This window comes from Nostoc sp. (assembly GCF_036917375.1).
GTDB lineage: Bacteria > Cyanobacteriota > Cyanobacteriia > Cyanobacteriales > Nostocaceae > Nostoc.
The window spans coordinates 1-14520 of the sequence record NZ_JBALDN010000066.1; the positions used below are offsets into that span (position 1 = coordinate 1).

Here is a 14520-nt window from a genome sequence, read left to right on the forward strand (position 1 = left end):
TCAGAGGTAAGTGAAGCCATGATTTATGGTTCTTTGCTTCGTCTCATGGTTAGGCGATTGGCTATTTAATATTTACTTTACGAATCAGCTCTAAGCCGTCAATTTGATAGGTTGCTTAGGGCAGCCCTCTAAATATTGACAAAGAATACATTTTATGGATTTAGGTCATGGGATACAATCTTGAGCAGCTTGGTATTGCTTGAGCTTTCGAGCAGTGGAACAGTGGGGATGTTTGCCATCAACCATCAATCGTTTTCGCTTGGTGTCGTCTGCGGTGGATTGGTGGAATTAGGAAATGGAAGAGTTGGTACGATTACAGGTACAGGTTTTGCTTTTTCGCCTTGCAGTTGAATTTGGGCTTGATTGCGGCCCTCTATTGCTTGTTGGTAGTTAGGCTTGTATTTTATTGCTCGATCGTAAGAAACGATCGCATCTTGATATCGTTTTATATTTAATAGAGCATTGCCTCTACTATACCAGCTTTCGGAATGGTCTACTTTATAACGAACTGCCTTATTATAAGACGCGATCGCATCTTCGTATTTCTGCAATATATATTGTGAATTCCCTAGATTATACCAGAGTTGATAGTCATTTTGCTTAATCGTTGCCGCTTTATTATAAGATTTTATTGCTTCTTCATAGCGTTGGTTTTGATGCAGCGACCAACCCAAATTATACCAAGCTTCATAGTTTCTGGGACTGTATTTAATTACTTGATTAAAAGATTCAATCGCTTCTGGATAACGCTGTAAATTCAGCAGTATATTACCTCTAGATAACCAAGCTTGGTAATAATCTGGCTGATATTGCACCGATTTATCATAAGCTGCAAATGCATCTTGATAGCGTTTTAAATTGACTAGTGCATTCCCTAAATTATACCAGGCTTGTTCGTAGTCTGGTTTTAAATCAACGACTTTTTGATAGGCTGCGATCGCTTCTTCATATTGCCTAGAATTCTGCAAAGCTAATCCTTTTTTATACCAAGCTTCGTAATTATCTGGTTTGAGTTCAATTGCCTTTTCATAAGACTTAATTGCCTGGTCGTATTGGTTTAGATTACTGAAAGCTTCACCCCTAGCATTCCAGACTTCTGAGTTGTCATTCTTTAATTCTAAGGCTTTATCAAAAGAGGCGATCGCTTCTTGATATCGCTGTAAATTTCCCAATACAGTACCACGTCCAATCCAAGCATCTAAATAATCTGGCTTAATTTGAATTGCTTTGTCATACGCCACTAATGCGTCTTTGTATTTTCTTAATTTATTTAGTGTTTTACCTTGACCATTCCAAGCTTGAGGATAATCTGGTCTAAGATTAACGGCTTTTTCATATACTTCTAGCGCGTCTTGATAGCGTTGTAAATCAAAAAACGTATTTCCTTGTTTAGATAATTCTATAGCATTATTTGAATTAATGTAATTCCAAATAAATATTGATGCTATTCCACCAACAGCAAAGAAAAATATTGTTAGTAAAATTTTACCTAAAACACCTTTTTTTGGTTCAGGTTTGTTGATATTTTTTGGTAGAGAAGGAGGAGTTAATGCTATTGTTTGAGTAGGTGGTTGTCTGAACTCTTTCAGCGCTTGTAATGCCACCGTTGCTGAAGGATAGCGTTGCCGAAAGTCGTAGCACACCATTCTATCTAAGAATTGAGCAAATTCTGGTGTTACCGTGGCTTTATCGTGCCAGATAATTTCGTTAGTATCAGCATCTTTTACTATTTCCTCTGGTGATAATCCAGTGAGAGCTTGAATAGCAATTATTCCCACAGCATAGATATCACTGCTTAATTTTGGCGTACCATGAGCTTGTTCGCCAGGAATATATCCAGGCGTACCGATAGCTACTGTTGCTAAAGTTTGACCTTGAGGAGTAATAACTTGAGTTGCAATTTGTTTAACTGCACCAAAATCAATTAAAATTAATTTGCCATCTGGTTGGCGTCTAAGAATATTGTGGGGATTGACATCACGATGAATTACATTCTGTTGATGGACAAATTCTAAGATTGTCAAAAGTTCTTGTAAAAGTGAAATGACTTCTTCTTGACTGAGGATTTTACCTGATGTTAATTCTTGACTCAGGTTATGGCCTTCGATCAATTCCTGTACAAGATAGAATTCGGCATTTTCCTCAAAGTAAGCTAAAAGTTGGGGAATGCGATCGTGAGTTCCTAATTTATACAGAACTTGTGCTTCCGTATCAAATAAACGTCTAGCTGTTTCCAAAGTTACCGGATCGCTTGCCTGGGGTTTGAGTTTCTTAACAACACATAGAGGTGAACCAGGTAATTGGGTATCGCAAGCCACAAAAGTTTCACCAAAACCCCCACCTCCCAAGTTACTAATAATTTGGTATCTTCCTACAAGTGTGTTTCCTAGCATCTTGTTTGCCTAGTGAAGTGCAATGCGATCTGATTTCAATATTGCCACAGGTTAAGGAGGACTGACGGAGTGAGGGAGCAGAGGACCAGAGGGGCAGAGGAGTAGATAAAAAATTACGAATTACGAACTTGTACTGAGCGTAGCCGAAGTATTACGAATTACGAATTAATATGATTCCTGTTAGTGATAACATTCGTTGTCGAAACAAACCAATTATTAATTACTGGTTGATTGCCATTAACCTGGCTGTATTTTTATGGGAACTTCAACTAGAGTTTAGCGGTCAATTAGGTTATTTTGTCAATACTTGGGGTATGATTCCAGCGCAGATTAGTGGAGCAGTTACCAATGCTCTCTTTTTCAACTCTGCTGCTTGGATAGTTGTGATTTGGCGGGTATTTACCCTATTTTTTGGCATATTTCTACACGGCAGTTTTAGTCAAATATTAGGAAATCTGCTATTTTTGTGGGTTTTTGGGAAAACTGTAGAAAATCTTCTAGGACACAGACGCTATCTAGGATTTTATCTGGGTGCTGGGGTAGTGACAGGTGTAATACAAATTCTGCTTGAACCGAGTTTGACAGTTCCATTGATTGGGTCAAATGGTGCGATCGCAGCTATTTTAGGAGTATACTTTATGAAGTTTCCTAAAGCTAAAATTGACACTGTTTTGCCGCTAATAATCTTGTATATCCCTATCCAACTACCAGCCTTTTTCTATATATTTTGGTGGTTTATACAACAATTTTTTTATGGTATTGGCAGTTTAAATATTCCTCCTGTTGGCGTAAATCAATCGGGTGTTGTCTTCTTAGGGCAGGTTGTGGCATTATTAATTGGTGCAGCTTTCATCCGATTTAAAAAATAAATTTTAATTTAGCTAGATGGCTATTATTTCTAGGGTGGGTACTGTTAACTGACTGATGTCGCAAAGCCCAATTTTGATATTTTTGGCAGTGCTTACCCTACAGTTATCGAAACTCATATATACCTTTTGGCTGAAATATAGAAATTGTTTTTGCTTAATAAAACATAATTAATCAAACGCTTACGCTGTATTAAATTTTAATTTTTACTTTTTAATTCCGCCTTGCGGTACTAGGAAATACCTACTCTTCAAGTCAATATTGTTAAATATTAGCGGTGTACAATATGCAAAATGTTGAGAAAATTAACTTTCAACTTACTGATGAATTAGTAGTTTTGCGGCAGCGGGTAGCTGAGTTAGAGCAATCAGAGATATTTTATCAACAAAGGCAAGCAGCACTTGAAGAAGAATTAACAGAACTCAAAAAAAAGCTGGCAGTAGAAGCAGAAAATCCTTATATTAAAGTTAAAGAAACATCTGTGCATCTCATGCCGACAGAGGTAGCAGTAATTCTAGAGCAACTCCAACAAGAAATTGCGACGCGACAGCAGCTAGAAGTATTTCTTAGAGAGAGTGAAGAACGGCTGAGGCTAACTCTAGAGGTATCGCAAATGGGCTTGTGGGATTGGAATATTGTTACCAATCAAGTCATTTGGTCGGAAAATTATGAACTGCTTTTTGGTTTAGTTCCAAGTAGTTTTGATAGCCCTTATGAGACGTTTAAAAAATGCGTTCATCCTGAAGATAGCCAATCTGTGATGCAAGCGATCGCTCACGCTTTCACACAGAATACTGACTATAATGATGAATTTCGTATAGTTCGCTCAGACCAAAGTACACATTGGATTTCTGCCAACGGAAAATTTATCTATAACACTCAAGGGCAAGCGGTGCGAATGATCGGCGTTTGTATGGAAACTACTGTGTGTAAGCAGGCAAAAGAAAGTACTCGCGAACTTACGACACAAGTCCACGAACAGGCAAATATTTTAAATGCCATCCTCACCGCTTCAGTCGATCATATTTATATTTTTAATCGCCAAGGTTGTTATCAGTATGTCAGTCGTGATGGAGCAACTTTATTAGGTTTCAAGCCCCAAGATATTGTCGGGAAAAGTCTGTCTGAAATGGATTTACCCGCAGACCTAATAACCCAGGTAGAGAATCAACGACTTGCTGTGATGAAAACTGGGCAACCGATTAAAGATGAGTGTAAATATGTTACTCGTGATAGCGTACATTATTACGAATATATTCTCACACCATTACGGAATGTTGACCAAACTATTGAAGGCGTAATTACTGTTTCTCGCGATATTACCGAACACAAACGGGCAGAAAAAATTTTACGTGAAAGTGAAGCGCGATTTCGGCGTTTGTTTGAATCTAACTTGATTGGGGTCGCTTTTTGGAATGTGCATGGCTTTGTGATTGATGCCAATGATGCCTTTCTGCAACTAGCTGGCTACACTCGTGATGAGTTTGCTACTTTAGGCAGAATTAATTGGAGAGAACTTACTCCTGTTGAGTATCAAGATTCAGACGATCGCGCCCTTTTTGAAGTGCAAACCACTGGAGTTTCCAAAATTTATGAAAAAGAGTACATCCACCGCAACGGCAAGCGAGTACCGATTGTTTTGGGGATAGCTTTGCTGAATGACTCCCAAGAACATGGTGTTGCTTTTGTACTGGACATCACCAAGCGCAAATTGGCTGAACAAGAATGCCATCGCCTACTCGACTGCGAAAAGGCAGCACGGCAACAAGCAGAAATCGCCAACAAAATTAAAGATGAATTTCTGGCGGTTCTCTCCCATGAATTGCGAACCCCACTCAACTCTATTCTGGGATGGTCGAAAATGCTGCGGACTCGCAAGTTTGATGAAAAAACTACTGATCGCGCCTTAGAAACCGTTGAACGCAACGCGAAATTACAAACCCAGCTAATTGAAGATTTGTTGGATGTGTCGCGCATTCTCCAAGGAAAATTAAACTTGAATATCTGTCCAGTCAGCTTGGTAATGGTAGTTGAAGCAGCATTAGAAACGGTAAAACTAGCAGCACAAGCCAAGTCAATTCAAATTCAGACCTTATTTGATACCAATTTGGGACAAGTAATGGGCGACCCAAATCGGCTGCAACAAGTTGTGTGGAACTTGCTTTCTAATGCGGTAAAATTTACACCAACAGGCGGACGGGTAGAAATTCGACTCATGGAAGCTGGTAATCAGGCTCAAATTCAGGTGATCGATACAGGTAAGGGAATTAGCTTAGACTTTTTGCCTTATGTATTTGATTACTTTCGCCAAGCTGATGGCACAACTACCCGGACATTTGGTGGACTAGGTTTAGGACTAGCGATCGTGCGTAAGGTTGTAGAAATGCATGGGGGAAATGTTCAAGCCGAAAGTCTTGGAGAAGGATTGGGTGCAAGCTTCACTGTCGAGTTACCGCTTTTGCTTAGAAGCGAACAAGTTCGGGGTGAAGAGAATCAGTCTTCATATTCGGAGTCTGAATCCTCGCTGCTTGCGGACACTCAAGTTTTGGTAGTGGACGATGAACCAGATATCCGCGATTTAGTTACCTTTATATTGCAAGACTACGGCGTGCAAGTAACCGCCGTATCATCAGCACAAGAAGCATTACAAGCACTATCTGAGTCGATACCAGATGTTTTAATTAGCGATATTGGAATGCCAAAAACAGACGGTTATATGCTGATGCGTGAAGTGCGATCGCGATCCCCCGAACAAGGAGGAAACGTCCCAGCGATCGCTCTGACAGCTTATGCAGGGGAAATGAATCAGCAGCAAGCATTAGCCGCAGGATTTCAAATGCATATCTCTAAACCAGTAGATCCAGATGTATTAGTGAAAGCGATCGCTGATTTGATTGAGCCAAGTTAATACTAGATTGGCGTCCGTCGGCTGTCTATCACTTTAGTGTTGTACGATGTCTACTGCTTTCCTGCTAGACTCTGAATAGCTCTTATGCTTTTAGAAATTATGGCATCTGTTGAGCCGATTATGAAAGAAGCCTTAACTTTGCCCAGTGTAGCGAGAGCATTGTTGGCAGAAAAGCTGGTTGAAAGTCTTGAATTTGATCTAGACGAAACACTTCAAACACTGTGGACAGACGAAGCCAAAAAGCGTAGAGATGAAGTTCGTAGCGGTGTAGTTTCACCCATTCCTGGAGAGGAAGGGACTTTGAAAGGGAGCAACGCGATTTTCTGAAGTCGGGCAAAAACGAGTGATGATGCTCCACTCCACCTGAGGCGTAGCCTGCGGCGGGCTACGCCTACGCTAAACCGAAAGTTCAGTAAATTAGTCAAATCGATACTAGTTTATCTGCCGCCGCACAACTTCACCGTTAAGCTGTTGGGACAGTTCCTCCGTCAATCACATATTCTGTACCGGTAATAGACGCTGCGCGCGGTGATGCCAAAAACGCGATCAGATTTGCCACTTCAGCAGGTGTTGATGGTCGTCCGAGTGGAATGCCACCCAGCGATTCCATAACGATCCGCTTGCCTCCTTCGTAATCGGTGCCTGCTTGTTGGGCAAGGCGTTCGGCAAAGGCCACCGATGCCTCGGTTTCTACCCATCCCGGAGATACACGCAAGACTCGTACACCTTTTGGCGTGACTTCTTTAGACAAGCTTTTGCTGTAGGTTGAAAGCGCGGCTTTAGCCGCAGCATAAGCAGTGGTTGAGTCCGGCAGGGGAAGCTGGTGTTGAATTGATGTGACATGGATAATTACCCCCTCCCCTTGCGTCACCATTCCGGGCAGTAAGGCGCGGTCTAGGCGTACTGCGGGAAAAAGGTTGAGATTCAATTCCTGTTGCCATTCTTTATCGTCGAGTGCCGCAAAACCGCCAGCCGGTGCTGATGAACCACCCAACACATGAACGATGATATCTACGCCACCAAGACGTTCGTTAACGGCGTCCACCACCGCGTTACATCCCTCTAGTGTCGTCAGGTCAGCGGAGATAAACAGTTTTTCTGGAAAGGAGCTAGGGCGGGTTCGTGCCGCAGTAAGCACACTGGCTCCACAATCTTGAAAGAGCGTGACAACGGCTCCACCAATTCCTTTGGTGCCAGCAGTAACCAATACTCGTTTCCCGTTCAGTTCCAAGTTCATAGACATCAGTTAATCTCCAGAGATTGGATTTTGCCACTTCTAAGTTGAAAAGAGTGACGGAGTTGTATCGGGCTGCTGGGAAAATTCCCGGTGACTTTTGCAACGACTGTCAGATACTCTCCCTCTTGAAAGGTGCTGATTGGCTCTATATAATATTCAAACTTTTTCCGCGCCTCCTGAAGCCACGACTGGATAACTCCATGCCCCCAATGAGTATTGCCTTCGTCAAATACTAGGGCATCTTGCGTGAAACAATCCGTTATACGGGTAGTGTCCGTGCCGTTACAGGCGACGAAATAGGTGCCGATCGATTCAGCCAGTTGAAGATTCATTTTTGTTTCTCCTGCTGGAAAGTTGCTGCATAAGAATTCTCTGCTTAGACTGACAAATAATCAAGAACGCACGAAAAAGTAAGTTGCACACCTATGAGAAAGGTTTATACCCCCTCGACCGCAGCGGCAGATGTAGCAAAAGTGATAGGATTGCTGGAAGGGCGCTGGAAGCTGGTCATCCTTTTTCATTTGTTCGACGGCAAAGTGCAGCGCTATTCTGATTTTGAGAAACTTATTCCGGGCATCTCCCAAAAGATGCTGTCCCAGCAATTAAGGACGCTGGAAGCTGATGGGATTGTGATCCGAAAGATATATCCGCAGGTACCGCCTAAGGTTGAATATAGGCTGACCGCGTGGGGACAGGCTTTGTGCCCTGCTCTGGATGCACTTCTGAATTGGGCGGAGCAGAAAGGCAGTTTCGATGACTCAGCTTAACAAAACGTTGCTACCGGACAAACAGGTGAACGTGGCGTTAGCAGGCTCCGCAAACAGGTCTTACACTCCTTTGAAATTCGCTCCCCCCAATATTGGGAGAAGGGGTTGGGGGATGAGGGCGAATTTTGCGAGAATACAGTTGAGAATGAGCAACAAAACCCAGATTGTAGAGACGCGATTCATCGCGTCTTGAAAGCTCAATCGCATTGTTAGTCAATGCAATCGCATTGTTAGTCGATGCAATCGCATTGTCAGTCGAAACGCGATCGCTCATACTCAGGAACACTACTAAAGGTACTAGTTATCCTTTTGAGAATCGCTATAAGATGACAAAAAGGGTCTTCTATGTTTGGATGAAAATGACTGAGCAACGTGATGCTGACTTACCATCAACTGATTCTCAGCAATTGAATGAACCAACCGATGGAGCGACTATCAAATCGGTTGATAATTCCTGGAAAAATCGGATTGCTGGTGTCTGGAACAAAGCAACAACACGTCTAACGCAACTTTTGCCCGGAGAACAAGTGGCACAGACAGTTGTGGACTGGTTTAGTGTGAGCGATACTCAGGTTGCAGAGATTTTAGAGAAAATCCGAGCCGAACTGCCAACCACAGAAGCCCTCTTAATTGGTAAACCCCAAGCCGGAAAAAGTTCTATTGTGCGCGGATTGACGGGAGTTTCTGCTGAAATTGTCGGTCAGGGATTTCGCCCACACACACAACACACCCAGCGCTATGCCTATCCTTCCAATGACCTGCCGTTACTGATTTTTACGGATACGGTGGGACTGGGTGATGTCAAACAAGATACTCAAACAATTATTCAAGAGTTAGTTGGCGATTTACAACAGGAAACTCGTTCCGCCAGAATCCTACTTTTGACAGTCAAAATTAATGATTTTGCAACTGATACCCTACGACAAATAGCCCAACAACTGCGCCAGAAGTATCCAGATATTCCCTGTCTGCTGGTAGTCACCTGCTTGCACGAAGTTTATCCTGGCGATATCGTCGATCATCCCACTTATCCGCCAGATTATGAGGAAATCAACCGCGCATTTGCGGCAATGCAACAAGCCTTCGCAGGAATAACAGATCGCTCTGTCCTGATTGACTTTACCTTAGAAGAAGATGGCTATACTCCGGTATTTTATGGGTTAGAAGCACTGCGAGATTCCTTAGCAGAACTACTCCCACAAGCAGAAGCCCAGGCAATTTATCAGTTATTAGATCGAGAAGAAGTTGGCAAGCAAATTGGCAACCTTTACCGAGATGCTGCACGCCGTTATATTTTGCCATTTGCGATTATGTCTGCAACTCTGGCTGCTGTACCTTTGCCATTTACCACAATGCCCGTACTCACTGCCTTGCAAGTATCAATGGTGGGTCTGTTGGGTAAATTATATGGGCAGATACTTACCCCATCTCAAGCAGGAGGCGTTGTGAGTGCGATCGCAGGTGGTTTTTTAGCACAGGCAATTGCACGAGAGTTAATTAAATTTATACCAGGTATTGGGAGTGCGATCGCCGCTTCTTGGGCAGCCGCCTATACCTGGGCACTAGGAGAAGCAGCCTGTGTTTACTTTGGCGATCTAATGGGAGGTAAGAAACCCGATCCCCAAAAAATTCAATTGGTGATGCAAGAAGCATTTCAAGCCGCGCAAGAACGGTTTAAGGGAATCAAACATTAGGGGTAGTTGTTGCTGCGATCGCATTAGTAGCAATGATACTTCCACTGACAGCGACAATTTCAACACTAGTCATAGCAGCAATCAGGACATGATTTTTTAGTCGTGCGTCAAATAAACTGCATACCATTCTCCTACACCTTCTCTTTGGCTGCTGGCACAATGCCAAACTTATTTAAACCTGCATCGATTTCCCTCAGTGTTTTAAAATCCTCTTCTGGTAAAGGATAGCTGCTACTACCGAACAAACCCACGCTAACAGCAGGCTGCTTTTCCAAAAAAGAGAAAGCTTGGCGAAACTGATGCGGTTTAGCTTTAATTGGCGAATCAAAGTGGCAAGAAATAATTCGCTCGAAGTCCCAACTTGCAACTTTATCAGCCCAGTCAATGGTTTCCTTGGGTGCGCGGTTGAGAATCAGCGTCTGTAAAATTGGTGCGACAAATAAACGCCCATCACCTCGTAGGGCATCAAACGATCGCTGCCAATCTGACTGCCATTTAAAGGGATACAATCCAAAATAAGCTTTCCTTGAGCGTTCTGGAGCTTTCAAGGCATCTTGCAATACCTGACTCCATTGGCGTATATCTAATGCCTGTGGTTGAAAATACAAAGCAAACAGACAGATGCGCTGCCAACCCTTACGGCGATTTACCTGATTATCTGTAACAATATCAGAAGCACGATCCTTGGCATGGAATAGTAAAGGATATGAATCTAAGAGAACGATCGCAGGTGGATCTTCTGGGATTGAAAGCACAGAATCCGTGACTAAAAGAGTATGCGATCGCTTGTGGAAAAAAGCAACTTCCGCAAACCTACCAGGCCCAAGACCTATAGGGCCTAGCATTGCATAATCAAACTCGTCAGCAAAGGGGGTTTTGCTACTATCTTCTGGAAGTACTTGAGTTCGTTTTGGGGGTAAGCCAAGCCAGCTAAGGGGAAGATTTAGCGGGAAACTCCACTGATGCGGAGCCACAAACACCTGTGCAGTCGGAAAGTATCTGGCGAAGGGGCCAACGAAAACTTTGTGTTCTATACCAGAGATAGTTGGCAGAATAATGTACTTAATGCCGCCATATTTCGCCACCAACTCATTCACAAGTCTGAGACACTCTGGGGTTGGTGCAACAGGCGCATAGACGAGAAGACCCCCGGTTTCCAACTTCACAACAGTCATGCGAATCGGGACGACAACGTAGAAAATGCCCTGAATCTGGTCAAAATTCCAGATTGTGTCCTTAAGCACTTCTTGACGAATTGTCTGCCGCCTACCGTAGGGGTAGAGTGGCACAACAGGCCATAATCCCCAGGAAAAATCCTTTGGATAAATCTGTTGTGTATTGACTATGCGTTCATCAGCCACTCTGCAACCCCCTCCAAATTCCCAATACTCAAATTGTTTTTAGCAAATTGTTGAGATAATAATACCAATTTGTAATTCGCAATACTTGCCAAAGGCAAGAAGTAAGCTACGTAAGTAGTAATTCGTAATTAAAAGGAGTTAGATTTAATCTGAATTTCCAGCTTTAAGTCTATAGGTTTTTTTTGCAAATTGTATTACCAAAAGGAGATATTACGGCACTGGGGTTCTTTTTATGCGTCTTCATCAAGAATTGGTATCAGTCCTAAAAACAATTAATCGGAGAACACTGTGAAAATAGCGATTATTGCTAAAACATTAATTACATCTATAGGTTTGTTAACTTTGTTTGCCCCAAGTCAAGCATCGGCTCAACTAATCCCGCAACCTTGGGTTTCAATCGGTGGAAAAGATGGTGATATAACTTATGCTGTCGGAGCTAGGGCTTTGAATTTCGGGGTTGAAGTGGGAACTGGCGCTGATGGTGCTACGGGAGTAGATGTTTTAAAATTTATCAATTTGCCTGTAATTTCACCTTATGTAGGAATTGGACTTTATTCAGAGGATAAAGGCGTTGCAGTTTCAGGTGGCGTTCAGGTAGGTGCTACTAATAACGTTTTTGTAGGTGCTGGTTACAATACTATTCGTGGCTTTAACGGGCAATTGGGAATAAGATTTTAATTAATTCGTAATTCGTAATTCGTAATTCGTAATTCGTAATGACGTTCTTACAGTTTCATTATCAATTACGAATTCATTATGCAGGGGGAGTAATTGAAGTTGAGATTAGTTCTCTGACATGCTCTGCGGAATCTTGTTGTAATGCTGATGCCACGATCGCTTCACTTTCAACTATACTGAACCGAGCGATCGCCTGCTTCACTCCAGGTATACTTTGGGGATTCACGCTCAACTCATCCAGCCCTAAACCTAATAAAATTGGTGTTGCTAAAGTATCTGCTGCCAATTCTCCACATAATCCTACCGAAATCCCCGCCGCATGGGCAGCTTGCACAGTTTGCTGCACCATTCGCAATATGGCTGGATGTAGTGCATCAACCAAATTTGCCACGCTGGGATTAGTGCGATCGCTAGCCATGACGTACTGACTCAGATCGTTAGTCCCTATACTAAAGAAGTCTACTTCCGCAGCTAACCGATCGGCGATCGCTACTGCTGACGGAACCTCCACCATAATTCCTACTTTCATCGCTGCATCAAATGCGATACCAGCTTGATTTAGTTCAGCTTGCACTTCACCCAAAATTACCTTAGCTGCACGGACTTCAGTTACAGTTGCAATCATCGGCAACATGATTTTAATTTGGTGTCCTACACTAGCTCTCAAAATTGCCCGTAACTGAGTTTTGAAGAGTTCTGGACGAGCTAAACAGAAACGAATTCCCCGCGAACCTAAGAAAGGGTTAGCTTCTGGCAACCCTACTCTAAGATAGGGAAGCGGCTTATCACCACCGACATCTAAGGTACGAATAATTAGCGGACGATTATCTAAAACTTGGGCGATCGCCTGATAAACTAATAATTGTTCTTCTTCAGTCGGGGCGCTGGTTCGGTCTAAATACAGAAACTCAGTGCGGAGTAGTCCCACACCTTCTGCACCGCTAGCCACAGCAACTTGCACATCATTTATACTACCAATATTGGCGAAGACGCTAACTTGCCGACCATCACGAGTAATCGCTGGCTGATGTGCCGTAGCTCGTGCTTCCTGTTGGGCAGTTTGCCAAGCTTCTTGCTTTGCTGCCAGTAAATCCAAGATATCTGATTCTGGCTCTACCCAAGCTCTGCCACTTTCACCATCAAGTGCCATCAGTGTACCATCAGCCAAGTGCAACACCTGGGCATCCACTCCCAAAACTGCCGGAATACCCAACGTCCGGGCGATAATTGCACTGTGGGAAGTGGCACTACCTAAAGTTGTACAAATTCCCAACACCTTTGTCGGATCTAGTCCAGCCGTATCTGAGGGGGTTAAATCAGTCGCCACCAAAATCGCTGGTGACTCAAGATGTAAGTTCACAGGGGCATTCCCAGCCAGTAATCGCAGCACTCTTTGCCCAACATCTACAACATCGTCAACTCGCTCTTGCAGATAAGAATCCTCAAGTGCGCGGTAGGAAGTCGCTATTTCATCGACTACAGCTTGCCAAGCGGCTTCAGCATTTATATGATTGTCTAAAATACGCTGATGAGCCGCTGACAACAGTACTGGATCTTCTAAAAATAGTAATTGGGCATCAAAGATGGCGGCTTCAGCATCACCAATTTGCAGAGATGCTTGTGAGAAAACAGCTTGAATTTCTTGTCGGGCAGTATTAATAGCTGTTTGTAATCGTTGCCACTCTACATTAGGATCGTCTACGTGGTATTCCGTAATTGTGATGTGAGTGGATTGATAATGAACAACAGGTGCGATCGCTACTCCTGGAGAAGCTGCAATCCCCGAAAGTTCGCCGTAAGTTGTTGGTGTAGCTTCATGGTGAAATACTGGTGGAGAATTCAAGGCAACGTTATCTTCACCAAAGTTATTGGTGAATAATCCCTGTAATGCTTCCAGCGCCTCATCTGCATCAGAACCAGTGGCAGTAATCAGCAGTTCGTGTCCTTGACGCACTCCTAAAGTTGTGACTTGGTTAATACTGTCACCTCTGACTAGCTCAGTATTTCTCGTTAAATTCCGTACCAGAATTTGAGATTCAAATCGGGCTGCCGTTGCCACAAACTGGGCGGCGGGGCGGGCGTGTAATCCTAAGCGATTGCTCACAATCAGCCGGATTTCTCGCGTTGGCGATTCTACATTAGTTGTTATTGGGCTGACAACAGACAACGGCCTACTAACTACACCCAATTGAGTTGCTTTTGCTAAGAGTGCGCCGCGTGCTTCCGCCATAACTTGGTGAATATCTCTACCAGCCGCCGCCGCCACTACAGCAGCGATCGCGCCTTCTACTAGAGGTGCTTCACACAAATACACTTTCTCCTGCTGTGCTTCTGGCAGAAACTCGATTGCCATTTCTGCACTCAGCAAAGCACTACCCAAATCCATCAACACCAAGACACCATCATCAGAAAAAACAGAAGCGATCGCCTCATAAACCTGAATCGGATCTGTACCCAATGGATTTTCAGGATCTTCAATACCTGCTGCAACAGCAATGGGAACTTGGTTCTGAACCATCTGCGCGGCGAGTTCCCGCACACCCAAAGCTAGTTGTTTACTGTGAGAAACGATAACAATTGCGATCAATGCCACACCGTCAACCTTGTTGAGAGGT

At 43.4% G+C, this 14520-nt stretch carries 12 protein-coding genes; 6 read left to right on the forward strand and 6 right to left on the reverse strand.

Annotated elements, in window-relative coordinates; all coding sequences use genetic code 11:
* Positions 1-245 precede the first annotated feature (245 nt).
* Positions 246-2393: a tetratricopeptide repeat protein gene (locus tag V7K45_RS18275; protein ID WP_335005798.1), complete on the reverse strand. Its 2148-nt coding sequence runs from the start codon at positions 2391-2393 to the stop codon at positions 246-248.
* 170 nt (positions 2394-2563) lie between these two features.
* On the opposite strand from V7K45_RS18275, the gene V7K45_RS18280 reads away from it, so the two are divergent.
* From V7K45_RS18280 to V7K45_RS18290, 3 genes are all read left to right on the forward strand, one after another.
* Positions 2564-3262: a rhomboid family intramembrane serine protease gene (locus V7K45_RS18280; protein ID WP_335005800.1), complete on the forward strand. Its 699-nt coding sequence runs from the start codon at positions 2564-2566 to the stop codon at positions 3260-3262.
* A 284-nt stretch (positions 3263-3546) separates the two neighbouring features.
* Entirely contained in the window at positions 3547-6168 is a 2622-nt protein-coding gene (locus V7K45_RS18285) for a hybrid sensor histidine kinase/response regulator (RefSeq protein WP_335005802.1), read from the forward strand.
* Between the two features lie 99 nt (positions 6169-6267).
* Positions 6268-6495, forward strand: a complete 228-nt coding sequence (locus V7K45_RS18290) for an addiction module protein (protein ID WP_335005996.1) — start codon at positions 6268-6270, stop codon at positions 6493-6495.
* Between the two features lie 136 nt (positions 6496-6631).
* On the opposite strand, the gene V7K45_RS18295 is transcribed toward V7K45_RS18290, so the two are convergent.
* Both V7K45_RS18295 and V7K45_RS18300 read right to left on the reverse strand, forming a co-directional pair.
* Positions 6632-7411 (reverse strand): SDR family oxidoreductase, encoded by a 780-nt coding sequence (locus V7K45_RS18295; RefSeq protein ID WP_335005804.1) that lies wholly within the window; start codon positions 7409-7411, stop codon positions 6632-6634.
* A complete protein-coding gene (locus tag V7K45_RS18300) occupies positions 7411-7737 on the reverse strand; it encodes a nuclear transport factor 2 family protein (protein ID WP_335005806.1) in 327 nt (108 codons plus the stop codon). Before V7K45_RS18300 ends, V7K45_RS18295 begins: the two co-directional genes overlap by 1 nt.
* Before the next feature lie 93 nt (positions 7738-7830).
* Between V7K45_RS18300 and V7K45_RS18305 the strand changes: the two genes are divergently transcribed.
* Positions 7831-8172 (forward strand): winged helix-turn-helix transcriptional regulator, encoded by a 342-nt coding sequence (locus V7K45_RS18305; RefSeq protein WP_335005808.1) that lies wholly within the window; start codon positions 7831-7833, stop codon positions 8170-8172.
* A gap of 359 nt (positions 8173-8531) precedes the next feature.
* Positions 8532-9866 carry a GTPase family protein gene (locus V7K45_RS18310; protein ID WP_335005810.1) on the forward strand — a complete coding sequence of 445 codons (1335 nt, stop codon included), beginning with the start codon at positions 8532-8534 and terminating at the stop codon, positions 9864-9866.
* Here V7K45_RS18310 and V7K45_RS18315 read toward each other — a convergent pair.
* Together V7K45_RS18315 and V7K45_RS18320 are read right to left on the reverse strand one after the other, a co-directional pair.
* A complete protein-coding gene (locus V7K45_RS18315) occupies positions 9856-9993 on the reverse strand; it encodes a hypothetical protein (protein WP_335005812.1) in 138 nt (45 codons plus the stop codon). The two genes, V7K45_RS18310 and V7K45_RS18315, sit on opposite strands and share 11 nt — an antisense overlap.
* 4 nt (positions 9994-9997) lie before the next feature.
* Entirely contained in the window at positions 9998-11227 is a 1230-nt protein-coding gene (locus V7K45_RS18320) for a DUF4336 domain-containing protein (protein ID WP_335005813.1), read from the reverse strand.
* A 288-nt stretch (positions 11228-11515) separates the two neighbouring features.
* Here V7K45_RS18320 and V7K45_RS18325 point away from each other — a divergent pair, with 288 nt between their 5' ends.
* On the forward strand, positions 11516-11905 hold the full coding sequence (locus V7K45_RS18325) for a hypothetical protein (RefSeq protein ID WP_335005815.1): 390 nt from the start codon (positions 11516-11518) through the stop codon (positions 11903-11905).
* A 76-nt stretch (positions 11906-11981) separates the two neighbouring features.
* Here V7K45_RS18325 and ptsP read toward each other — a convergent pair whose 3' ends face one another.
* Positions 11982-14492, reverse strand: a complete 2511-nt coding sequence (gene ptsP / locus V7K45_RS18330; protein ID WP_335005998.1) for a phosphoenolpyruvate--protein phosphotransferase — start codon at positions 14490-14492, stop codon at positions 11982-11984.
* Positions 14493-14520 lie beyond the last annotated feature (28 nt).